Genomic DNA, 20,975 nt, shown 5'->3' with positions numbered 1-20,975 from the left:
CGCCACGCAACGGGGAAAGTGGAGGTCAGCGGTCCGCAGCGCGATCTTCGTCCCGGCCTGCGCCGTGCCCGGATGTGCCCGAGTCCGCACATATGTGCGTCGGCGGGGGGTGACAGGCCGCTACGCGCGTAGATATGCTCATCTGGTGACCATGCCCACCACCCTCACCGCATTCGCTGACGTGACGACGTCCGACAGCGCGCTGCGCCGCTTCCTGCACGGGCTGCCCGGCGTAGACGCCGTCGGCCTGGAGGCCCGCGCGGCCGCGCTCGGTACCCGTTCGATCAAGACCACGGCCAAGGCGTACGCCATTGACCTGGCCATTTCGATGATCGACCTGACCACGCTTGAGGGTGCGGACACCCCGGGCAAGGTCCGAGCGCTCTCCGCCAAGGCCGTCAACCCCGACCCGACCGACCGCACGACTCCCATGACCGCCGCGGTCTGCGTCTACCCCGACATGGTGGCCACCGCCAAGGCCGCCCTGAACGGCGCCGACGTCAAGGTGGCCTCCGTCGCGACCGCCTTCCCGGCCGGCCGCGCCGCGCTGCCCGTCAAGCTCGCGGACACCCACGACGCCGTCGCCGCGGGCGCCGACGAGATCGACATGGTCATCGACCGTGGCGCCTTCCTCGCCGGCCGCTACCTGGAGACGTACGAGCTGATCAAGGCCGTCAAGGAGGCGTGCGTACGCCCCGACGGCACCGCCGCCCGCCTCAAGGTCATCTTCGAGACCGGCGAGCTGTCGACGTACGACAACATCCGCCGGGCTTCCTGGATCGGCATGCTCGCGGGCGCCGACTTCATCAAGACCTCCACCGGCAAGGTCGGCGTCAACGCCACCCCCGCCAACACGCTGCTGATGCTCGAAGCCGTCCGCGACTTCAAGGAGCAGACTGGAATCCAGATCGGCGTGAAGCCGGCCGGCGGCATCCGGACCACCAAGGACGCCATCAAGTTCCTGGTCCTGGTCAACGAGACCGTGGGCGAGGACTGGCTGTCCAACCACTGGTTCCGCTTCGGCGCCTCCAGCCTGCTCAACGACCTGTTGATGCAGCGCCAGAAGCTGAGCACCGGCCGTTACTCCGGTCCCGACTACGTGACGGTGGACTGATCACCATGGCATCCCTTTTCGAGTACGCACCGGCCCCCGAGTCGCGTTCCGTCGTCGACATCGCCCCCTCGTACGGGCTCTTCATCGACGGCGAGTTCGTCGACGCCGCCGACGGCAAGGTCTTCAAGACCGTCTCCCCGTCGTCCGAGGAGGTCCTCTCCGAGGTCGCCCAGGCCGGCGCCGCCGACGTGGACCGCGCCGTCAAGGCCGCCCGCAAGGCCTTCGTGACCTGGTCCGCGCTGCCCGGCTCCGAGCGCGCCAAGTACCTCTTCCGCATCGCCCGGATCATCCAGGAGCGCAGCCGCGAGCTGGCCGTCCTGGAGACCCTGGACAACGGCAAGCCGATCAAGGAGACCCGCGACGCGGACCTCCCGCTCGTCGCCGCGCACTTCTTCTACTACGCGGGCTGGGCCGACAAGCTCGACCACGCGGGCTACGGCGCGAACCCGCGCCCGCTCGGCGTGGCCGGCCAGGTCATCCCGTGGAACTTCCCGCTGCTGATGCTGGCGTGGAAGATCGCCCCGGCGCTCGCCACCGGCAACACCGTCGTCCTCAAGCCCGCCGAGACGACCCCGCTCACCGCCCTGTTCTTCGCGGACATCTGCCGCCAGGCGGGCCTGCCCAAGGGCGTCGTCAACATCCTCACGGGTTACGGGGACGCGGGCGCGGCCCTCGTCGAGCACCCGGACGTCAACAAGGTCGCCTTCACCGGCTCGACCGCGGTCGGCAAGGCCATCGCCCGCCAGATCGCCGGTACGGACAAGAAGGTCACCCTGGAGCTCGGCGGCAAGGGCGCCAACATCGTCTTCGACGACGCCCCCATCGACCAGGCCGTCGAGGGCATCGTCAACGGGATCTTCTTCAACCAGGGCCAGGTCTGCTGCGCGGGCTCGCGCCTGCTGGTCCAGGAGTCGATCCACGACGAGCTGCTGGACTCCCTCAAGCGCCGCCTCTCCACGCTGCGCCTGGGCGACCCGCTCGACAAGAACACCGACATCGGCGCGATCAACTCCGCCGAGCAGCTGGCCCGGATCACCGCGCTCGCGGAGACCGGCGAGGCCGAGGGTGCCGAGCGCTGGTCCCCGGCGTGCGAGCTGCCGTCCTCCGGCTACTGGTTCGCCCCGACGCTCTTCACGAACGTCACCCAGGCGCACACCGTCGCCCGCGACGAGATCTTCGGCCCGGTCCTGTCCGTGCTGACCTTCCGTACCCCCGACGAGGCCGTCGCGAAGGCCAACAACAGCCAGTACGGCCTGTCCGCCGGCATCTGGACGGAGAAGGGCTCGCGCATCCTCGCGGTCGCGAACAAGCTCCGCGCCGGCGTCGTCTGGGCCAACACGTTCAACAAGTTCGACCCGACCTCGCCCTTCGGCGGCTACAAGGAGTCGGGCTTCGGCCGCGAGGGCGGTCGCCACGGCCTGGAGGGCTACCTCGCCCCGTCGAACCCGAAGGGTGAGCGCTAATGGCAACCGTCGAGTCGACGCGTCTGAACGTCTTCAAGACCTACAAGCTGTACGTCGGGGGCAAGTTCCCCCGCTCCGAGAGCGGCCGGGTGTACGAGGTGACGGACTCCAAGGGCAAGTGGCTGGCCAACGCCCCCCTGTCCTCCCGCAAGGACGCGCGTGACGCGGTCGTCGCGGCCCGCAAGGCCTTCGGCGGCTGGTCGGGTGCGACCGCGTACAACCGCGGGCAGATCCTCTACCGCATCGCCGAGATGCTGGAGGGCCGCCGGGAGCAGTTCGTCCGCGAGGTCGGCGAGGCCGAGGGCCTGTCGAAGTCGAAGGCGGCCGCGGTCGTCGACGCGGCCATCGACCGCTGGGTCTGGTACGCGGGCTGGACCGACAAGATCGGCCAGATCGTGGGCGGGGCCAACCCGGTCGCGGGCCCGTTCTTCAACCTCTCCACCCCGGAGCCGACGGGCGTCGTCACCGTCGTCGCCCCGCAGGACTCCTCCTTCCTGGGCCTGATCTCGGTGATCGCCCCCGTCATCGCGACGGGCAACACGGCGGTCGTGATCACCTCGGAGAAGTCCCCGCTCCCCGCCCTCTCCCTCGGCGAGGTGCTGGCCACCTCCGACCTGCCGGGCGGCGTCGTCAACATCCTGTCCGGCAAGGCCGCGGAGATGGGCCCGCACCTGGCGTCCCACCAGGACGTCAACGCGATCGACCTGGCGGGCGCCGACGCGGCGCTGGCCAAGGAGCTGGAGATCGCGGCGGCCGACAACCTCAAGCGCGTCCTGCGTCCACAGCCTGTGGACGACTGGAGCGCCGACCCGGGCACGTCGCGCATGACGGCGTTCCTGGAGACGAAGACGGTCTGGCACCCGACGGGTTCGCTGGGCTCGGGCGGATCCTCGTACTGAGGGATCCCCCTCCGGAACCGGCCCCGGCAGCGACCCCCGCGCTGCCGGGGCCTCTTCGCGCCCTGAACCGGCGCCTACGGCTGCTTCGGCAGCAGCGGGCCGAGCAGCGAGGAGGCGGCCGCCCCGGGCAGCTCGCCGACGGACGGACCCTGCGTCAGGATCCCCGTGACCATGGTCGTGCCGACCGCCGGGAAGTCGGCGACCCGCGTGGCCACGCCGTTGTCGAGCGGGTCCACGCCGGTGTGGGCCAACGGGTTCACCTTGAGGTTCGCGACGGGGTCGGTGACCCCCGCGAGGGCCGCCGGAACCGAGAGCTCACCGGCCTGGGCGCCGCCGGCGGCCATGGCCAGGGCCGCGCCGGCCATCGAGAGCGTGAGGCCTGCGGAGCGCAGCGTGGAGCTGCTGGGAGCTGCGTGACGTGCCATGGGGATCCCACCTGAGGTCGTAGTCGCGTGCGCACGCAGCGTAGTTGAGGTGTGATCCTGGACACCAACCGGCCACCGGAGGCGTCCCCTGAGCGGGGGAACGGCCTGTCCGCCGCGATGACCTGCGGTGCGCGCTTCCGGTGAGCCCACCGCGGAGGCGGCACTCGTCACCCGTTCGGGGAGGCCTTCGGGGGTTCCGCGGAGGCGAGGCCGGCCCCGGGGGTACGTTTCCGGCGTGACGGCGCCGGTGGAAGCCGGGGACGTCGCGTACGCGCGGTACTCCTTTCGGCTCCGCCTGTCGTCCTCGGCCCGTTCGGCCCTGCTGGCCGAGTGGGACCGCTGCCGTTGGGTGTGGAACCAGTGCGTGGCCGTGTCGCGGGCGGCACGCACGGCCGGGGAAGAGCGCGGGCCGGCGGCGCCGGACAGGACGCTGACGGGCTGACGGGCTGACGGGCTGGCGCGCGGAGCACGCGTGGCTGCGTGCCGGGGGTAGCGTGCCCCAGCAGCAGACCGTCCGGGACTTCACCAAGGCACCGAACACGAGTTGATCACCATGGTGCGCAAGCACGGCCGCAACCTGGGCCTCGTGCACCCCGCGCACACCACCATGGACTGCGGGCGCTGCGGAGCGAGAGCCAAGCGCGCACTCCCGTTGTCGGAACGCACCTGCACCTGCGACGCGTGCGGGGCCGTCTCACCCCGGGACAAGAACTCCGCACGCGTGATGCTCGTCCGGGCTGGTCTCAACCCGGCTGACGCCGATCGCGGAAGACCCGACGGGCCGCAGGTCCGTCAGGCAGCGTGAGTCAGGAATCCCCCTTTGTGTTTGAGAGGGGGAGGATGTCAAACTGGTGTCCCGTGAGCTCCTCCTCTCCTTTGCCTACGCGTGTCGTCCTGCTGACCGGGCCCTCGGGCTCCGGCAAGTCCCGGCTGGCCGCCCGTTCCGGGCTGCCGGTGCTGCGCCTGGACGACTTCTACAAGGAGGGCGACGACCCGACCCTCCCGCTGGTCGAGGGCAGTTCCGACATCGACTGGGACTCCCCGCTGTCGTGGGACGCGGACGCGGCGGTGGCGGCGGTGGCCGACCTGTGCCGGTCCGGGCGCACCGAGGTCCCGGTGTACGACATCGCCACCTCCTCCCGCCGGGGTACGGAGACGCTGGACATCTCCCGCACCCCGCTGTTCATCGCGGAGGGGATCTTCGCGGCCGACGTGGCGGCGCGCTGCCAGGAGATGGGCCTGCTCGCCGACGCGATCTGTCTGCGCGGACGTCCTTCCACGACGTTCCGCCGCCGCCTCGCCCGTGACCTGAAGGAGGGCCGCAAGTCGGTGCTCTTCCTGCTGCGTCGCGGCCTGCGCCTGATGAGGGAGGAACGGGGCATCGTGGCCCGCCACATCGCCCTGGGCGCGCACGCCTGCGGCCGCGACGAGGCCCTGGGCCGGCTGGCGGCCTGCGCGGCGGGCCGCCACCGCACGCCGGCCCCGGCGTAGCGGGACGGGCCGGCCCCGCCGGCACCCCGGACATACGAGAAGACGGGACCACGCGGACCCCCGTCCGCCTGATCCCGCCTTCTCCCCCCGCAGGCCCCCGCCCCACCCCCGTAGGACGGGCCCCCTGGCCCATGGTCTGTGGTGTGCCGTGTTACGCGACGAGCTCCTCGAAGGACTCCGCCTCGTCGCGGCCGAAGCTCAGCACCTCGTCGTCCCGCAGCCGCCGCAGCGACCGCCAGATGCTCGACTTCACCGTGCCGACGCTGATGCCGAGGATCTCCGCGATCTCCGGGTCCGTACGGCCCTCGTAGTACCGCAGCACCAGCATCGTGCGCTGCGGCTCCGGGATACGGGCCAGCGCCTGCCACAGCACCGCGCGCAGCTCCGTGCCCCGCATCGCGTCCGTGTCGGAGGCCGTCTCCGGCAGCTCCTCGGTCGGGTACTCGTTCAGCTTGCGGCGGCGCCACGCGCTGATGTGCAGGTTCGTCATCGTGCGCCGCAGGTACCCGCCGACCGCGGCCTTGTCGCTGATCCGGTCCCAGGCGCGGTACGTGGAGAACAACGCGCTCTGGAGCAGGTCCTCGGCTTCGTAACGGTCACCGGTCAGGTGGAAGGCCGTCGCGTAGAGGGCGGCCCGCCGCTCCTGGACGTACGCCGTGAACTCGGCCTCCGAGGTGGCGGAGAGTTCGGGCGTGCGCTGCACCGGGACGGCGGATGCCGACTGGTACGTGTTCGCGTCGATGGCCACCGTGTGCGCCGGCCGCGGACGGGCGACCGTCACCGTACGGACACCTGCCCGGCGGTTCACATCGTGCAGCCGCGTGACAATCGCGCTGGTGGTGGTGCTGTGCAGCGTGTTCATCTCGCGCCCCCCGTCGTGGAGTCTGCTTCGGATCCTGCTCGGTTTCGTTGGTAAAAGACTGCCCGGCCGACTTAACCGGGGTGTCCGCCGACTGTCACAGGCCTGTCACAGCGACTCCGGCGGGTCCCCCTACGAGCCCCCGCACGATCCCCCGCGCCCGACGGTCGAACTCCGAACGGTCGATGGGACAGAATGAGCGCGTGCCTTTCCTGTTGCTGATCGAGGACGACGACGCCATCCGCACGGCCCTCGAACTCTCCCTGTCTCGCCAGGGCCACCGTGTGGCCACTGCGGCGACGGGCGAGGACGGCCTGAAGCTGCTGCGCGAGCAGCGGCCGGACCTGATCGTGCTCGACGTCATGCTGCCCGGGATCGACGGCTTCGAGGTGTGCCGGCGGATCCGCCGCACCGACCAGCTGCCGATCATCCTGCTGACCGCCCGGAGCGACGACATCGATGTCGTCGTGGGCCTGGAGTCGGGGGCCGACGACTACGTCGTCAAGCCCGTCCAGGGCCGGGTGCTCGACGCCCGTATCCGGGCCGTCCTGCGCCGCGGGGAACGGGAGGCCAGCGACTCCGCGATGTTCGGTTCCCTGGTCATCGACCGGGCCGCGATGACGGTCACCAAGAACGGCGAGGACCTCCAGCTGACGCCGACCGAGCTGCGGCTGCTCCTGGAGCTCAGCCGCCGGCCCGGGCAGGCGCTCTCCCGCCAGCAGCTGCTGCGCCTCGTCTGGGAGCACGACTACCTCGGCGACTCGCGGCTCGTGGACGCCTGCGTGCAGCGGCTGCGCGCCAAGGTCGAGGAAGTGCCGTCCTCGCCCACCCTCATCCGGACCGTCCGTGGTGTCGGCTACCGGCTGGACTCGCCACAGTGATCAAAGCCCTGTTCGCGGGCCGGCGCTGGACCAGCCTGCGGCTGCGGCTCCTGATGGTCTTCTCCCTGGTCGCGCTGGTGGCCGCGGTCTCCGCCTCCGGGATCGCGTACTGGCTCAACCGCGAGGCCGTGCTCACCCGTACCCAGGACGCGGCCCTCGGCGACTTCCGCCAGGAGATGCAGAACCGGGCCGCGGCGCTGCCCGCCGACCCGACGCCCGAGGAGATGCAGCGCACCGCCGAGCTGATGGCGGGCAGCAGCCCCGGCTACAGCGTGCTGCTGGTCGACGAGCGCAAGGACGGCCGCAAGGTGTTCGGCGCGGCCGGCCCCGACTCCTTCGGGCTGGACGACGTACCGGGCTCGCTGCAGCGCGCGGTGAACGACCGGCAGAAGGCCACGGCCGCGAACGACGCCGAGTACCACGTGTACTGGCAGCGGACGAAGCCGCGCGGCAATCCGTACCTGGTCGGCGGGACCCGGATCGTGGGCGGCGGCCCGACCGGCTACATGTACAAGTCCCTGGCGCAGGAGCGGGACGACCTGAACGCGCTCGGCTGGTCGCTGACCATCGCGACGGGCCTCGCGCTGCTCGGGTCCGCGCTGCTGGCCCAGGCGGCCGCCCGGACCGTGCTCAAGCCCGTACAGCGGCTGGGGGACGCGGCGCGGCGGCTCGGCGAGGGCGAGCTGGACCACCGGCTCGACGTGTCGGGGACGGACGAACTCGCCGATCTCTCCCACACCTTCAACAAGACGGCGGAGGCGCTGGAGAAGAAGGTCGCCGACATGAGCGCGCGGGAGGAGGCCAGCCGGCGCTTCGTCGCGGACATGTCGCACGAACTGCGCACTCCGCTGACGGCGCTGACTGCGGTCGCCGAGGTGCTGGAGGAGGAGGTCGAAGACCTCGATCCGATGATCGCACCGGCGGTGGGGCTGGTGGTCAGCGAGACCCGGCGGCTGAACATCCTGGTGGAGAACCTGATGGAGGTCACCCGCTTCGACGCGGGGACGGCCCGCCTGGTCCTGGACGACGTGGACGTCGCCGACCAGGTCACGGCCTGCATCGACGCGCGGGCCTGGCTCGACGCGGTCGAACTGGACGCGGAGCGGGGCATCGTGGCGCGGCTCGACCCGCGCCGCCTCGACGTCATCCTCGCCAACCTGATCGGCAACGCGCTCAAGCACGGCGGCTCGCCGGTGCGGGTGTCGGTGGTCGTCGAGGGCGAGTGGCTGGCGATCGCGGTCCAGGACAACGGGCCGGGCATCCCGGAGGAGGTGCTGCCGCACGTCTTCGACCGGTTCTACAAGGCCAGCGCCTCGCGGCCGAAATCGGACGGCAGCGGGCTCGGCCTGTCGATCGCAGTGGAGAACGCGCACATCCACGGCGGTGACATCACGGCGGCCAACGGGCCGCAGGGCGGTGCGCTGTTCACGCTGCGGCTGCCGGTGGACGTGGGGAAGGTGATCGCCGGTGACGCGGACGCGTAGGGCGGCAGTGCTGTTGGCCGTGGCGGGACTCGTGTCCGGGTGCGGGATCAGGGCGACGACGGTGCCGGTGGACGTCGGCGCGGCGCCCTCGCGGGTGTCGTGCGACACGCCGCAGCCGCAGACCGGGGTGCAGGGCTTCCGGGCCACGGTGGAGCTGGTCTGCGGATCGCAGCTGGTGGGCGTGGAGCGGGTGGTGCCGGTACCGGAGAAGAAGCCGGTGCGGGACCCCGTGGTGCTGGTCGCCGAGGCGCTGCTGGAGGCGCTGGAGCGGGATCCGTCGGCGGAGGAGCGGGACGCGGGGTTCACGACCGGGGTTCCGGGCGGGCTGACGGTCGCGCCGGCGCGGACGGGCGACCCGGCGGGGACGATACGCATCAGCCGCAAGCCGGAGGACCTGCCGCCGGTGGCGCTGTCGCAGGTGGTGTGCACGCTGGCGGCCAGCGAGGCCGTCTCGGCGGGCCCGGGCCCGGTGGTCCTGGGCGGCCCGGACGCGGACCCGCCGCGGGCCTGGGAGTGCACGGAGGCCGTCCGCTCCCGCCCCGAGTCGGTGCCGACCCTGGGCGAACTGGTCCGCCCGACCCCGACGCCTTCCTGACGCACCGCGCCTTCCTGACGCTCGGCTCGCACGGCTCGGCCCTCGCGGGCCTCACCGGCTTCGCGCCGCTGCGCCGGCCTCCGACCGGCGGGTGCGGGCCGGGGGCCGCGGCCCCTGACCGCCGTCCCCGAGCCCCGGCTCCGCCCCCCGAACCCCGGTTCGGGACGGGCCCGCGGGAGTACCGCCCCGACGACGCCGACGGCCCCCCGAGCCGGGGCTCGGGGGGCCGGGCAAGGGCCGGAGCCCTTGGAACTGCACCCGATGGACGGAATCCGGTGCAGGGGCGCGAGTGCGCGCGGCGGATCAGATGCCGGCGGCCGCCGAGAGGTCCTTCTTGATCGCGTCCAGGATCTCCTGGCCGCGGACGCGGGCCGGGGCGAGGTCCGGGGCGTCCGCCACCGGGACCACGACCTCCAGGTAGCACTTCAGCTTGGGCTCCGTGCCGGACGGGCGCACGATCACCCGGGCCTTGTAGTCGCCCTCCAGGTGGTAGCGCAGGCCGTCCGTCGGAGGGAGCGTCGCCGTGCCCCGGGTCAGGTCCTCCGCGGAGGAGACCCGCAGGCCCGCCAGCGACACCGGCGGCTCCGCCCGCAGCGCGGCCATCGCGTCGGCGATGACCGACAGGTCCTCCACGCGGACCGACAGCTGGTCGGTGTGGTGCAGGCCGTGCTCGATCGCCAGGTCGTCCAGCAGGTCGGTCAGCGTACGGCCCTGTTCCTTGAGCTCCGAGGCCAGCTCCGCCACCAGCAGGGCGGCCGTGATGCCGTCCTTGTCGCGGACGCCCTCGGGGTCCACGCAGTAGCCGAGCGCCTCCTCGTAGCCGTACCGCAGGCCCTCGACGCGGGCGATCCACTTGAAGCCCGTGAGGGTCTCCTCGTAGCCGACGCCCGCCGCCTCCGCGATCCGCCCCAGGAGGGACGAGGACACGATGGACTCGGCGAAGACGCCGGTCGCGCCCTTGTGGACCAGGTGGGCCGCGAGCAGCGCGCCGACCTCGTCGCCGCGGAGCATCCGCCAGCCGTCCGCGGTGGGGACGGCCACCGCGCAGCGGTCGGCGTCCGGGTCGTTCGCGATGACGATGTCCGGGTTCACCCGGGCGGCCGTCGCGAAGGCCAGGTCCATCGCGCCCGGCTCCTCCGGGTTCGGGAAGGCGACCGTCGGGAAGGCCGGGTCCGGCTCCGCCTGCTCGGCGACCAGCACCGGCTCGGGGAAGCCGGCCCGGGCGAAGGCCGCCAGGACGACGTCCTTGCCGACGCCGTGCATGGCCGTGTAGACGGTCCGCACGCCCCGGGGGGAGCCGGGGGTCAGGACGGCGTCCGTACGGGCCAGGTAGGCCTCCAGGACCTCTTCGCCGAGGTCCTCCCAGCCGGACTCCGGACGGGGGACCGAGGCGAGGGTGTCCACGCGGTCGATCTCGGCCGCGATCTCGACGTCCGCGGGGGACACGATCTGCGAGCCGTCGCCGAGGTAGACCTTGTAGCCGTTGTCCCGGGGCGGGTTGTGGCTCGCGGTCACCTCGACGCCGGCGACGGCACCCAGGTGCCGTATGGCGTACGCGAGGACGGGCGTCGGCAGCGGGCGGGGCAGGACGGCCGCGCGCAGGCCCGCGCCGGTCATCACGGCGGCGGTGTCGCGGGCGAAGTCCGCGGACTTGTACCGCGCGTCGTAGCCGACGACGACCAGGCCGCCGGCGTGGCCCTGGGCCACGAGGTGGGCCGCGAGGCCCGCCGCGGCCCGGATGACCACGGAGCGGTTCATCCGCATCGGGCCCGCGCCGATCTCACCGCGCAGTCCGGCCGTGCCGAACTGCAGGGTGCCGGAGAACCGGTCCGCGAGCTCGGCGACGTCGCCGACCTCGATGATCTTGGCGAGCTCCGCCGCCGTCTCCGGGTCCGGGTCCTCCGCCAGCCAGGCCCGGGCCCGGGTGATCAGGTCGTCCTGTTCCTGTACTGCCACTGCTTCCGCCTTGTCTCTCGTACGGCTTCTTCTCGTACGGTGCCGGTGCCCGTGCCTCAGATGCGGGCGAGGACCTGGGTCAGCAGCTTGCCCATGCGCGAGGCCGAGTCACGGCCGGCCTGGAGCACCTCTTCGTGGTTGAGCGGCTCGCCTGAGATGCCCGCCGCCAGGTTGGTGACCAGCGAGATGCCGAGCACCTCGGCGCCGGCCTCACGGGCGGCGATGGCCTCCAGCACGGTGGACATGCCGACCAGGTCGGCGCCCATGACGCGGATCATGTTGATCTCGGCCGGGGTCTCGTAGTGCGGGCCGGGGAACTGGACGTAGACGCCCTCTTCGAGGGTCTCGTCGATCTCCTTGCACATCGCGCGCAGGCGCGGCGAGTACAGGTCGGTCAGGTCCACGAAGTTCGCGCCGACGATGGGCGAGGTGGCCGTCAGGTTGAGGTGGTCGCTGATCAGGACGGGCTGGCCGGGCTTCATGCCCTCGCGCAGGCCGCCGCAGCCGTTGGTCAGCACGACGGTCTTGCAGCCGGCGGCGACGGCGGTGCGCACACCGTGGGCGACGGCGGCGACGCCGCGGCCCTCGTAGTAGTGGGTCCGGCCGAGGAAGACCAGGGCGCGCTTGTCGCCGATCTTGTACGAGCGGATCTTGCCGCCGTGGCCCTCGACGGCGGCGGGCGGGAAGCCCGGCAGCTCGGTGACGGGGAACTCGGCCTCGGGCGCGCCCAGCGCCTCTGCGGCGGGGGCCCAGCCGGAGCCCATGACGAGGGCGACATCGTGGGATTCGGCGCCGGTCAGCTCACGCAGGCGGGCGGCTGCGGCGGTGGCGTCGGCGAAGGGGTCGGTAACAGATGCGTTCACGCAGACGAGCGTAGCCGAGCATTGCCTACGCGCGTAGATGGCGCAGCTCACGGTGTTCGGATCGTTGCCTTGTCGTTTCCGCCGAAATGCCCCCGGCGGGTCGCCCCGGGCGGTTCCTCCCGGCAGGGGCCCGGGCTAGCAGGGGCGCTTGCGCAGTTCCATCACGTAGTCGTGCGGGGCCCCCGCCGATTCGGCCGCGTCGGCGATCTCGCCGAGGTAGCGCGCCGAGGGCAGGCCGCCCTCGTACCCGTTCAGCACGTAGCACCACGCCGGCTCCTCGCCGTCCAGCGTGTGGACGCGGATCCGCATCCGGCGGTAGATGTCGAGCCCGACGCCCTCCCACCGGTCCATGGAGTCCTCGTCCAGCGGCGCGATGTCGTAGAGGGCGACGAACACCTGGTGGCGCGGGGCCTCGACGATCGTGGCCAGGGCGCCCTCCCACCCCATCTGCTCACCGCCGAAGGTCAGCCGCCAGTCGTTGATCCAGCCCGTGCCGCGCAGCGGCGAATGCGGAGCGCGGCGCGTCATCAGCCGCGGGTCGAGGTTGCCGGCGTACGCGGCGTAGAGCGACATGAGGTCGAGGGTACGGGAGGGGCGGGGCGGGCCGCGTGCCCGGCCGTCCTCACGGATGGCCGGACCGGGGGAGAAGCACCTTGAAGCGTGCGGGACAATGGGGCACGGAATGCATCCCCCGGGGAGACCCGGAAGCCCCGGCCGGGGCGGCAGCCGGCCGGGTAGACGTGAGGCGGAGTTTTCGTGACCCGGATCGTGATCATCGGCGGCGGACCCGGCGGGTATGAGGCGGCCCTCGTGGGGGCCCAGCTCGGCGCGGAGGTGACCGTCGTCGACTGCGACGGCCTCGGTGGCGCGTCCGTCCTCACCGACTGCGTGCCCTCCAAGACCCTCATCGCGACCGCCGAGGTCATGACGACCTTCGACTCGTCGTACGAGGAGCTCGGCATCGTCGTCGCCGACGACACCCCGCACATCGAGCAGGCCGCGCGCGTCGTCGGCGTCGACCTCGGCAAGGTGAACCGGCGCGTCAAGCGCCTCGCGCTCGCCCAGTCGCACGACATCACCGCCTCCGTCACCCGGGCCGGCGCCCGCGTCGTACGGGGCCGCGGCAAGCTCGGCGGCCCGCAGGGGATCGACGGCACGCGCGACGTCATCGTCACCGCCGCCGACGGCACCGAGACGATCCTGACGGCCGACGCCGTGCTGATCGCGACCGGCGGTCACCCCCGCGAGATCCCGGACGCCATGCCCGACGGCGAGCGGATCCTGAACTGGACCCAGGTCTACGACCTCGACGAGCTCCCCGAGGAGCTCATCGTGGTCGGCTCCGGCGTCACCGGCGCCGAGTTCGCCGGCGCCTACCAGGCCCTCGGCTCCCGGGTGACGCTGGTCTCCTCCCGCGACCGCGTGCTGCCCGGCGAGGACCCGGACGCGGCCGCCGTCCTGGAGGACGTCTTCCGCCGCCGTGGCATGAACGTCATCGGCCGCTCGCGCGCCGAGTCCGCCAAGCGCGTCGGCGACCGCGTCGAGGTCACCCTCTCCGACGGCCGCGTCATCACCGGCACGCACTGCCTCATGGCGGTCGGCGCGATCCCGAACACCAAGAACATGAACCTGGAGGAGTCCGGGGTCCGGCTCAAGGACTCCGGGCACATCTGGACCGACAAGGTCTCCCGTACGTCCGCGCCCGGCGTCTACGCGGCCGGCGACGTGACCGGGATCTTCGCGCTGGCCTCCGTCGCCGCCATGCAGGGCCGCATCGCGATGTACCACTTCCTGGGCGACGCGGTCGCCCCGCTGAACCTCAAGACGGTCTCGTCGAACGTGTTCACCGACCCGGAGATCGCCACTGTCGGTTACACCCAGGCGGATGTGGACTCCGGCAAGATCGACGCCCGTGTCGTGAAACTGCCGCTGCTGCGCAACCCGCGCGCCAAGATGCAGGGCATCCGGGACGGTTTCGTGAAGCTGTTCTGCCGGCCGGGCACCGGAATCGTGGTCGGCGGCGTGGTCGTCTCCCCGCGGGCGAGCGAGCTGATCCACCCCATCTCGATCGCGGTCGACAACAACCTGACCGTCGAGCAGATCGCAAACGCGTTCACGGTGTACCCCTCGCTGTCGGGTTCGATCGCCGAGGTGGCGCGCCAGCTGCACACGCGCAAGGCCGCCGGCGAGGCCTGAGGAAGGCAACCGCCCCACGTCAGACGCGACTTGGGGCGGCATCCCGGAGGGTGGCGTGACGTTCACTCAACCGACCCGCCGCGTATACCACTAGTCGCCCTGTTTTATGGACAACTTCGGTATTCCGGCGCAAGGAGCTGAAACGAGACGGTCGTTGGGGTTACTGTCAGTTTCGTGTTCGCTGCAGAACGTCGCCAATTGATTCTCGAAATGGTGCGGGCCAACGGAGCGGTATCGCTCCGGGAGCTCGCCCGCGTCGTCCAGACCTCCGAAGTGACCGTACGGCGGGACGTGCGGGCACTGGAGGCCGAAGGACTCCTCGACCGCCGACACGGCGGTGCGGTATTGCCGGGCGGTTTCACGCGGGAGTCCGGCTTTCCGCAAAAGTCCCATCTCGCGACGGCGGAGAAGACCGCCATTGCCGACGTGGCGGCCGGCCTCGTCGAAGAAGGCGAGGCCGTCGTCGTCGGCGCGGGCACCACGACCCAGGAGCTGGCCCGCCGGCTCGCCCGGGTGCCCGGACTGACCGTCGTCACCAACTCGCTGCTGGTCGCGCAGGCGCTGGCCCATGCGAACAGGGTGGAGGTGGTGATGACGGGCGGCACCCTCCGCGGCTCCAACTACGCGCTGGTCGGCAGCGGGGCGGAGCAGTCCCTCCAGGGGCTGCGGGTCTCCCGGGCCTTCCTGTCCGGGAGCGGTCTGACCGCGGAACGCGGCCTGTCCACGTCCAACATGCTGTCGGCGAGCGTGGACCGGGCCCTGGTCCAGGCCGCGGCCGAGGTGGTGGTCCTCGCGGACCACACCAAGCTGGGCACGGACACCATGTTCCAGACGGTGCCGACCGATGTGATGACCCGTCTGGTCACGGACGAGCCCCCGCCGCACGACGACCGCGCGGCCACGGAGCTCCAGGCCCTGGCGGACCAGGGCGTCCAGATCACGATCGCCGGGGCCGTGGCCTCCGGCGGGAGCGGTGAGGGCATGGCGGGCCGCCGCCCGCGCCGGGAGTCCCCGCTGCCGGTGCAGCGGCGCGGAGGGCCGTCCGCGCAGCTGCGCAGCGCCCCCGCGTCGATGCTGGAGCAGCAGTCGGCGGGGGACCGCCCCCGCGTCGCGGACATGCGCCGCCGATAGGAGGCGTCCGCCCGGGAGCCCCGCCCGCGGGGCGCCGGAACGCGTGAGGCCCGGAAACCCCGCGGGGGTTCCGGGCCTCAGCGGTCCGAGGACCTCGGTCCTCGAACGCGGACGTCAGTCCTTGATCTCGCAGATGGTGGCGCCCGAGGTGAGGCTGGCGCCGACTTCGGCGGTGAGGCCGACGACGGTGCCGGAGCGGTGCGCGTTCAGCGGCTGCTCCATCTTCATGGCCTCGAGCACGACGATCAGGTCGCCCTCGTTGACCTGCTGGCCCTCCTCGACCGCGACCTTGACGATCGTGCCCTGCATCGGGGACGCGAGCGTGTCGCCCGAGGCGGCCGGACCGGACTTCTTCGCCGCGCGGCGCTTCGGCTTCGCGCCGCCCGCCGCGGCCGTACGGGCCAGCGTCATGCCCAGCGAGGACGGGAGGGAGACCTCCAGGCGCTTGCCGCCGACCTCGACGACGACCGTCTCGCGGCCCGGCTCGTCCTCCGCGTCCTCGGCCGCCGGGGCGGCGAACGCGGGGATGTCGTTGACGAACTCGGTCTCGATCCACCGGGTGTAGACGGTGAACGGGCTGCCGTCGGCGGGGGCGAACGCGGGGTCGACGACGACGGCGCGGTGGAAGGGGATGGCCGTGGCCATTCCCTCGACCTCGAACTCGGCCAGGGCGCGCGCCGCACGCTGGAGGGCCTGCTCGCGGGTGGCGCCGGTGACGATCAGCTTGGCCAGCAGGGAGTCCCAGGCCGGGCCGATGACCGAGCCGGACTCGACGCCGGTGTCGAGGCGGACGCCCGGGCCGGCGGGCGGGGCGAACTTGGTGACGGTGCCCGGGGCGGGCAGGAAGCCGCGGCCCGGGTCCTCGCCGTTGATGCGGAACTCGATGGAGTGGCCGCGCAGGACCGGGTCGCCGTAGCCGAGCTCCTCGCCGTCGGCGATGCGGAACATCTCGCGGACCAGGTCGATGCCGGAGACCTCTTCGGTGACCGGGTGCTCGACCTGGAGGCGGGTGTTGACCTCCAGGAAGGAGATCAGGCCGTCGGCGGAGACCAGGAACTCCACCGTGCCCGCGCCGACGTAGCCGGCCTCCTTCAGGATGGCCTTGGACGCCGCGTACAGCTCGGCGTTCTGAGCCTCCGACAGGAACGGCGCGGGGGCTTCCTCGACCAGCTTCTGGTGGCGGCGCTGCAGCGAGCAGTCGCGCGTGGAGACGACGACCACGTTGCCGTGGGAGTCGGCCAGGCACTGGGTCTCGACGTGGCGCGGCTTGTCGAGGTAGCGCTCGACGAAGCACTCGCCGCGGCCGAAGGCGGCGACGGCCTCGCGGACGGCCGAGTCGTAGAGCTCGGGGACCTCTTCGAGCGTACGGGCGACCTTCAGGCCGCGGCCGCCGCCGCCGAAGGCGGCCTTGATCGCGATCGGCAGGCCGTGCTCCTTGGCGAACGCGACGACCTCGTCGGCCCCGGAGACCGGGTCCGGGGTGCCCGCGACGAGCGGGGCGCCGGCGCGCTGGGCGATGTGGCGGGCGGCCACCTTGTCGCCGAGGTCGCGGATGGCCTGCGGGGGCGGGCCGATCCAGGTCAGGCCGGCGTCGATCACGGCCTGCGCGAATTCGGCGTTCTCGGAGAGGAAGCCGTATCCGGGATGGATGGCGTCCGCGCCGGAATCGGCTGCGGCCTGCAGGACCTTGGAGATGTCCAGGTAGCTCGCGGCCGGGGTGTCACCGCCCAACGCGAAAGCTTCGTCGGCCGCGCGGACATGCAGAGCGTCCCGGTCCGGATCGGCGTAGACGGCTACGCTTGCGATTCCGGCATCCCGGCAGGCCCGAGCAACGCGGACAGCGATTTCGCCACGGTTGGCGATGAGCACCTTGCGCACGATGGCTCCCTCCTTGAAACAAGCTGAGTTTAGGGACAGCCCACACGGCGTTTCGACCCTTCCCTAGAGGTGACCTTGCCCACACGGAGTGTGATTCGAGTCCGCCTCGAGTGAGGAAAGCCCTTGTGGCGCCCCAGGTCAGGGGGATCCCCGACTGCACAGTAACCCCGTCACCCGTCCGAGGTCTCTGTTCGCCCGGTCAGCGGGCCCCGGTGATTCTTTGTCGAGTCCCTACGAACGGCCCACACATTCTTTGCGTGATCGCCGGTACGGGCGCCGCGCGTAACGAAGCTGCCCGGACCCCTTGTCCGTACGTTTACCCGTTAGTAGCCTCCAGGGCGTCGAACAGGCTTGTGGTCATGGTGGGGCTGTTGCGGGGCCGATGCTGGGTCGCTGTGCGGCCGGGGACTCGTGGGGAGGGGTGGGTCGCCGTGGGCGTCGCACTGCGCAGACTCGTGGCCGGACTGGCCTCGATCGTGCTCGTCGCCGAGGCGGCTGTGCTCGTTCTCGTCCACATCGTGCTGGGCAAGGCCACCCGCAACCAGTCGATGTCCATCGCGGGCATGGATCCGGATGTCATGTCCACGGCAACGTACGCGATGGGCGCCGGCATCGGCTCGTTCCTGCTCCTGTGCGCCGTGTTCCTCGCCGTCGCGGCCGTGCGCGACCGCGCGCCCGGCACCTTCGCCCGCGTGGTCCTCGTCACCGCCGCCGTCACGCACGGGGTGCTCGGCGCCCTCGCCGTCGGCCTGGTCGGCTGGGGGGCCTTCGTGGTGCTGATGGCGATCCTGTGCCTGCTGATCCTCACCCTGATGCTCTACGCCGCCCAGGGGGCGCTCCAGGGCCCTGGCGGGGCGCCCTCCGGGGACGCCCCGGGGGTCCAGGACGCCCGGGACGCCCCGCCGCCGCCGTACGGGGAGCTCAAGCCCACAAATCCGTGATGGACACGCCCAGTTCGGCCAGCAGCGAGCGCAGCAGCGGCATCGACAGCCCGATGACGTTCCCGTGGTCGCCGTCGATGCCCTCGATGAACGGAGCCGACAGCCCGTCCAGGGTGAACGCCCCGGCCACGTGCAGCGGCTCGCCGCTCGCCACGTACGCGGCCACCTCGGCGTCCGTCGGCTCGCCGAACCGGACCGTCGTGGAGGCCGTGGCCGAAACCTGACGCCCGGTCGCCGTGTCGATCACGCAGTGCCCGGTGCGCAGTACGCCGGCCCGCCCGCGCATCGACTTCCAGCGGGCGGTGGCCTCCTCGGCGTCCTCCGGCTTGCCGAGCGCCTCGCCGTCCAGCTCCAGCACCGAGTCGCAGCCGATCACCAGGGCTCCCGCGGCCTCGTCCAGGGCCGCCACGACGCCCGCCTTGGCCTCGGCCAGCGCCAGGGCGAGCTCGGCCGGGGAATCCGCGCTGAGCGCGTCCTCGTCGAAGTGGCTGACGATCACGTGCGGGGCCAGCCCGGCCTGCCGCAGCAGGTTGAGCCGGGCGGGCGAGGCGGAGGCGAGGACGAGGGCGTGGGCAGCAGCAGTCATGCCCGCCATCGTAGGCGCGGCCCTCCTGCCCCGAACGCCCCTCGGCCCGCACGGAAGACACCCCCGGGGGGTGCCCGCCAAGGCGCGGCCTAGAAGCCCACGCCCAGCACGTACACGACCACCAGCATCGCGAGGACGACCACCACGGTCATCCGCCGCACCATCGCCTGCGCGTCGCGCATGTCCTTGGGCGGCTCGTTCTTCGGGTCTGACCAGAGCATGCCCCGATCCTGGCCCCACGCGGCGGTGTGGCGCCTGAGTACGGGTACTCAGGCGCCACGGTCCGTTCACGTCATCTTCACGACCGGACCGACGCCTATCCGGGCCAGTACGTACGGGCCCACGCGCGCGGCCCCGGCTGCGGCAGCGTCCGCCGCGCCACCCGGGCCGGCGCCGACCACTCGTCCGCCGCCCGCGCCGCGCCCGACGGCGCCGACGCCAGCGCCGCCGCGCGCGCTTGGACCACCGCCAGTGCGGCGGCCAGCTCCTCGGGCGTCGGGTTCCCCTTGACTACCTTGATCACCACGAGAGTGCCTCCCAGCGTTCCAGCGTCCTAGAGGGGGATGTTGCCGTGCTTCTTCGGGGGCAGGGACTCCCGCTTGGTGCGCAGCTGCCGCAGCCCCTTGACCACGTGGGCCCGGGTCTCCGACGGCATGGCCACCGCGTCGATGTAGCCCCGCTCGGCGGCCGTGTACGGGTTCAGCAGCGCGTCCTCGTACTCGGCGATGAGCCGCGCCCGCGTCTCCTCGGCGTTGCCGGCCTCCTCCGCCTCGGCGATGGCGCGCCGGTGCAGGATGTTGACCGCGCCCTGCGCGCCCATGACGGCGATCTGCGCGGTCGGCCAGGCCAGGTTCAGGTCCGCGCCGAGGTGCTTGGAGCCCATGACGTCGTACGCGCCGCCGAAGGCCTTGCGGGTGATGACGGTGATCAGGGGGACGGTGGCCTCGGCGTACGCGTAGATCAGCTTCGCGCCGCGCCGGATGATTCCGTTGTACTCCTGGTCCGTGCCCGGAAGGAAGCCCGGGACGTCCACGAACGTCAGCACCGGGATGTTGAAGGCGTCGCAGGTCCGCACGAAGCGGGCGGCCTTCTCGGAGGCGTTGATGTCCAGGCAGCCGGCGAACTGCATCGGCTGGTTGGCGACGATGCCCACCGGGTGCCCCTCGACCCGGCCGAAGCCGGTGAGGATGTTCGGCGCGAAGAGGGCCTGCGTCTCCAGGAACTCCGCGTCGTCGAGCACGTGCTCGATCACGGTGTGCATGTCGTACGGCTGGTTCGCGCTGTCCGGGATCAGCACGTCGAGCTCGCGGTCGGTGTCGGTGACCTCGGTGTCCGCCTCCTCGGGGAAGGCGGGCGGCTCGGAGAGGTTGTTCGACGGCAGGTACGCCAGCAGGTTCTTGACGTACTCGATGGCGTCCTTCTCGTCCCCGGCCATGTGGTGGGCCACGCCGGAGGTGGAGTTGTGCGTCCGCGCGCCGCCGAGCTCCTCGAAGCCCACGTCCTCGCCGGTGACCGTCTTGATGACGTCCGGGCCGGTGATGAACATGTGCGAGGTCTGGTCGACCATCACGGTGAAGTCGGTGATGGCGGGGGAGTACACGGCGCCGCCGGCGCAGGGGCCCACGATCAGGCTGATCTGCGGAATCACGCCGGAGGCGTGGACGTTGCGGCGGAAGATCTCGCCGTACATGCCGAGGGCGCTCACGCCCTCCTGGATGCGGGCGCCGCCGGAGTCGTTGATGCCGACGAGCGGGCAGCCGGTCTTCAGGGCGAAGTCCATGACCTTCATGATCTTCTGGCCGTAGACCTCGCCGAGGGCCCCGCCGAAGACCGTGAAGTCCTGGGAGAACACGGCCACCGGACGGCCGTCCACCGTGCCGTAGCCGGTGACGACGCCGTCGCCGTAGGGGCGGGTCTTCTCCAGCCCGAAGTTGGTGGAGCGGTGCCGGGCGAACTCGTCGAGCTCGACGAAAGAGCCCTCGTCCAGCAGCAGGGCGACCCGCTCACGCGCCGTCAGCTTCCCCTTGGCGTGCTGCTTCTCCACCGCGCGCGCGGACCCGGCGTGAGTGGCTTCGTCGATGCGGCGCTGCAGGTCCGCGATCTTGCCCGCGGTCGTGTGCATGTCGATCGGCTCTGAGGGTTGTGACATCGGGGTCGCGGCTCCCTGTGTGGTGTCAACTGCCAGGTCAATTGATTGACTACTGCTGGCTACT

21 protein-coding genes and 1 pseudogene are annotated in these 20,975 nt (G+C 71.8%); 12 read left to right on the top strand and 10 right to left on the bottom strand.

Annotated elements, in window-relative coordinates; all coding sequences use genetic code 11:
• The first annotated feature begins 151 nt into the window (after nucleotides 1-151).
• From deoC to K7B10_RS16670, 3 genes are read left to right on the top strand one after another with little or no spacing between them, the layout of a single operon-like run.
• Nucleotides 152-1,114 (top strand): deoxyribose-phosphate aldolase, encoded by a 963-nt coding sequence (deoC, locus tag K7B10_RS16680; RefSeq protein WP_229345139.1) that lies wholly within the window; start codon nucleotides 152-154, stop codon nucleotides 1,112-1,114.
• Nucleotides 1,115-1,119: 5 nt separating this feature from the next.
• Nucleotides 1,120-2,577, top strand: a complete 1,458-nt coding sequence (locus K7B10_RS16675) for an aldehyde dehydrogenase family protein (protein ID WP_229336794.1) — start codon at nucleotides 1,120-1,122, stop codon at nucleotides 2,575-2,577.
• Complete coding sequence (locus K7B10_RS16670) at nucleotides 2,577-3,476, top strand: aldehyde dehydrogenase family protein (protein WP_229336793.1); 900 nt, start codon at nucleotides 2,577-2,579, stop codon at nucleotides 3,474-3,476. Before K7B10_RS16675 ends, K7B10_RS16670 begins: the two co-directional genes overlap by 1 nt.
• A gap of 74 nt (nucleotides 3,477-3,550) precedes the next feature.
• Here the strand turns inward: K7B10_RS16670 and K7B10_RS16665 are convergent, their stop codons facing one another.
• A complete protein-coding gene (locus tag K7B10_RS16665) occupies nucleotides 3,551-3,901 on the bottom strand; it encodes a hypothetical protein (protein WP_229336792.1) in 351 nt (116 codons plus the stop codon).
• 235 nt (nucleotides 3,902-4,136) lie between these two features.
• Between K7B10_RS16665 and K7B10_RS16660 the strand changes: the two genes are divergently transcribed.
• The 3 genes and pseudogenes from K7B10_RS16660 to K7B10_RS16650 all read left to right on the top strand — a co-directional run bounded on the left by K7B10_RS16660 (nucleotide 4,137) and on the right by K7B10_RS16650 (nucleotide 5,392).
• The gene (locus tag K7B10_RS16660; RefSeq protein WP_229336791.1) at nucleotides 4,137-4,343 is read left to right on the top strand and encodes a hypothetical protein; all 207 of its coding nucleotides are present in this window, start codon (nucleotides 4,137-4,139) and stop codon (nucleotides 4,341-4,343) included.
• Between the two features lie 90 nt (nucleotides 4,344-4,433).
• Nucleotides 4,434-4,706: pseudogene (locus K7B10_RS16655) on the top strand (zinc ribbon domain-containing protein); the annotation flags it as partial.
• 35 nt (nucleotides 4,707-4,741) lie between these two features.
• The gene (locus tag K7B10_RS16650) at nucleotides 4,742-5,392 is read left to right on the top strand and encodes a uridine kinase family protein (protein ID WP_229336790.1); all 651 of its coding nucleotides are present in this window, start codon (nucleotides 4,742-4,744) and stop codon (nucleotides 5,390-5,392) included.
• A gap of 151 nt (nucleotides 5,393-5,543) precedes the next feature.
• On the opposite strand, the gene K7B10_RS16645 is transcribed toward K7B10_RS16650, so the two are convergent.
• Nucleotides 5,544-6,254: a SigE family RNA polymerase sigma factor gene (locus tag K7B10_RS16645; protein ID WP_030865377.1), complete on the bottom strand. Its 711-nt coding sequence runs from the start codon at nucleotides 6,252-6,254 to the stop codon at nucleotides 5,544-5,546.
• Nucleotides 6,255-6,454: 200 nt separating this feature from the next.
• Between K7B10_RS16645 and afsQ1 the strand changes: the two genes are divergently transcribed.
• Genes afsQ1 through K7B10_RS16630 form a run of 3 tightly spaced genes read left to right on the top strand, consistent with a single transcriptional unit; the run spans nucleotide 6,455 to nucleotide 9,211 of the window.
• Nucleotides 6,455-7,132: a two-component system response regulator AfsQ1 gene (gene afsQ1 / locus K7B10_RS16640; protein WP_199813692.1), complete on the top strand. Its 678-nt coding sequence runs from the start codon at nucleotides 6,455-6,457 to the stop codon at nucleotides 7,130-7,132.
• 53 nt (nucleotides 7,133-7,185) lie between these two features.
• Nucleotides 7,186-8,616: a sensor histidine kinase gene (locus K7B10_RS16635; protein ID WP_229345137.1), complete on the top strand. Its 1,431-nt coding sequence runs from the start codon at nucleotides 7,186-7,188 to the stop codon at nucleotides 8,614-8,616.
• Nucleotides 8,600-9,211, top strand: coding sequence for a hypothetical protein (locus K7B10_RS16630; protein WP_229336789.1), 612 nt, complete (start codon nucleotides 8,600-8,602; stop codon nucleotides 9,209-9,211). The genes K7B10_RS16635 and K7B10_RS16630 overlap by 17 nt, the downstream gene beginning before the upstream one ends.
• Nucleotides 9,212-9,514: 303 nt before the next feature.
• Here K7B10_RS16630 and K7B10_RS16625 read toward each other — a convergent pair whose 3' ends face one another.
• The 3 genes from K7B10_RS16625 to K7B10_RS16615 form a co-directional block, all read right to left on the bottom strand.
• Nucleotides 9,515-11,167 carry a phospho-sugar mutase gene (locus K7B10_RS16625; RefSeq protein ID WP_229336788.1) on the bottom strand — a complete coding sequence of 551 codons (1,653 nt, stop codon included), beginning with the start codon at nucleotides 11,165-11,167 and terminating at the stop codon, nucleotides 9,515-9,517.
• 56 nt (nucleotides 11,168-11,223) lie between these two features.
• On the bottom strand, nucleotides 11,224-12,030 hold the full coding sequence (locus K7B10_RS16620; protein WP_030865390.1) for a purine-nucleoside phosphorylase: 807 nt from the start codon (nucleotides 12,028-12,030) through the stop codon (nucleotides 11,224-11,226).
• 135 nt (nucleotides 12,031-12,165) lie between these two features.
• Nucleotides 12,166-12,603: a gamma-glutamylcyclotransferase family protein gene (locus K7B10_RS16615; protein WP_030865395.1), complete on the bottom strand. Its 438-nt coding sequence runs from the start codon at nucleotides 12,601-12,603 to the stop codon at nucleotides 12,166-12,168.
• 183 nt (nucleotides 12,604-12,786) lie between these two features.
• Between K7B10_RS16615 and K7B10_RS16610 the strand changes: the two genes are divergently transcribed.
• The gene (locus tag K7B10_RS16610) at nucleotides 12,787-14,226 is read left to right on the top strand and encodes an NAD(P)H-quinone dehydrogenase (RefSeq protein WP_229336787.1); all 1,440 of its coding nucleotides are present in this window, start codon (nucleotides 12,787-12,789) and stop codon (nucleotides 14,224-14,226) included.
• Between the two features lie 174 nt (nucleotides 14,227-14,400).
• A complete protein-coding gene (locus tag K7B10_RS16605) occupies nucleotides 14,401-15,357 on the top strand; it encodes a DeoR/GlpR family DNA-binding transcription regulator (RefSeq protein ID WP_229336786.1) in 957 nt (318 codons plus the stop codon).
• Between the two features lie 114 nt (nucleotides 15,358-15,471).
• On the opposite strand, the gene K7B10_RS16600 is transcribed toward K7B10_RS16605, so the two are convergent.
• On the bottom strand, nucleotides 15,472-17,235 hold the full coding sequence (locus K7B10_RS16600) for an acetyl/propionyl/methylcrotonyl-CoA carboxylase subunit alpha (RefSeq protein ID WP_229336785.1): 1,764 nt from the start codon (nucleotides 17,233-17,235) through the stop codon (nucleotides 15,472-15,474).
• A gap of 431 nt (nucleotides 17,236-17,666) precedes the next feature.
• Here K7B10_RS16600 and K7B10_RS16595 point away from each other — a divergent pair, with 431 nt between their 5' ends.
• Entirely contained in the window at nucleotides 17,667-18,176 is a 510-nt protein-coding gene (locus K7B10_RS16595) for a hypothetical protein (RefSeq protein WP_229336784.1), read from the top strand.
• Here K7B10_RS16595 and K7B10_RS16590 read toward each other — a convergent pair.
• From K7B10_RS16590 to K7B10_RS16580, 4 genes are all read right to left on the bottom strand, one after another.
• On the bottom strand, nucleotides 18,157-18,771 hold the full coding sequence (locus K7B10_RS16590; protein WP_229336783.1) for a Maf family protein: 615 nt from the start codon (nucleotides 18,769-18,771) through the stop codon (nucleotides 18,157-18,159). The genes K7B10_RS16595 and K7B10_RS16590 overlap by 20 nt on opposite strands.
• A gap of 80 nt (nucleotides 18,772-18,851) precedes the next feature.
• Nucleotides 18,852-18,983 (bottom strand): morphogenic membrane protein MmpB, encoded by a 132-nt coding sequence (gene mmpB, locus K7B10_RS40840; protein WP_099889787.1) that lies wholly within the window; start codon nucleotides 18,981-18,983, stop codon nucleotides 18,852-18,854.
• A 95-nt stretch (nucleotides 18,984-19,078) separates the two neighbouring features.
• Entirely contained in the window at nucleotides 19,079-19,285 is a 207-nt protein-coding gene (locus tag K7B10_RS16585; RefSeq protein ID WP_199813694.1) for an acyl-CoA carboxylase epsilon subunit, read from the bottom strand.
• Between the two features lie 30 nt (nucleotides 19,286-19,315).
• Complete coding sequence (locus tag K7B10_RS16580; protein WP_030865408.1) at nucleotides 19,316-20,911, bottom strand: acyl-CoA carboxylase subunit beta; 1,596 nt, start codon at nucleotides 20,909-20,911, stop codon at nucleotides 19,316-19,318.
• Between the last annotated feature and the right edge of the window lie 64 nt (nucleotides 20,912-20,975).

Source organism: Streptomyces flavotricini, from assembly GCF_020639365.1.
Classification (GTDB): Bacteria; Actinomycetota; Actinomycetes; order Streptomycetales; family Streptomycetaceae; genus Streptomyces; species Streptomyces flavotricini.
This window is presented reverse-complemented; position numbering and strand designations above follow the sequence as displayed.

Excerpts from the sequence above, each read along its gene's own strand:
- K7B10_RS16670 (WP_229336793.1), top strand. The coding sequence starts at position 2,577 with ATGGCAACCGTCGAGTCGACGCGTCTGAACGTCTTCAAGACCTACAAG.
- K7B10_RS16650 (WP_229336790.1), top strand. The coding sequence starts at position 4,742 with ATGTCAAACTGGTGTCCCGTGAGCTCCTCCTCTCCTTTGCCTACGCGT.
- K7B10_RS16615 (WP_030865395.1), bottom strand. The coding sequence starts at position 12,603 with ATGTCGCTCTACGCCGCGTACGCCGGCAACCTCGACCCGCGGCTGATG.
- K7B10_RS16675 (WP_229336794.1), top strand. The coding sequence starts at position 1,120 with ATGGCATCCCTTTTCGAGTACGCACCGGCCCCCGAGTCGCGTTCCGTC.
- K7B10_RS16590 (WP_229336783.1), bottom strand. The coding sequence starts at position 18,771 with ATGGCGGGCATGACTGCTGCTGCCCACGCCCTCGTCCTCGCCTCCGCC.
- deoC (WP_229345139.1), top strand. The coding sequence starts at position 152 with ATGCCCACCACCCTCACCGCATTCGCTGACGTGACGACGTCCGACAGC.
- K7B10_RS16665 (WP_229336792.1), bottom strand. The coding sequence starts at position 3,901 with ATGGCACGTCACGCAGCTCCCAGCAGCTCCACGCTGCGCTCCGCAGGC.
- K7B10_RS16635 (WP_229345137.1), top strand. The coding sequence starts at position 7,186 with ATGGTCTTCTCCCTGGTCGCGCTGGTGGCCGCGGTCTCCGCCTCCGGG.
- K7B10_RS16580 (WP_030865408.1), bottom strand. The coding sequence starts at position 20,911 with ATGTCACAACCCTCAGAGCCGATCGACATGCACACGACCGCGGGCAAG.
- mmpB (WP_099889787.1), bottom strand. The coding sequence starts at position 18,983 with ATGCTCTGGTCAGACCCGAAGAACGAGCCGCCCAAGGACATGCGCGAC.
- K7B10_RS16645 (WP_030865377.1), bottom strand. The coding sequence starts at position 6,254 with ATGAACACGCTGCACAGCACCACCACCAGCGCGATTGTCACGCGGCTG.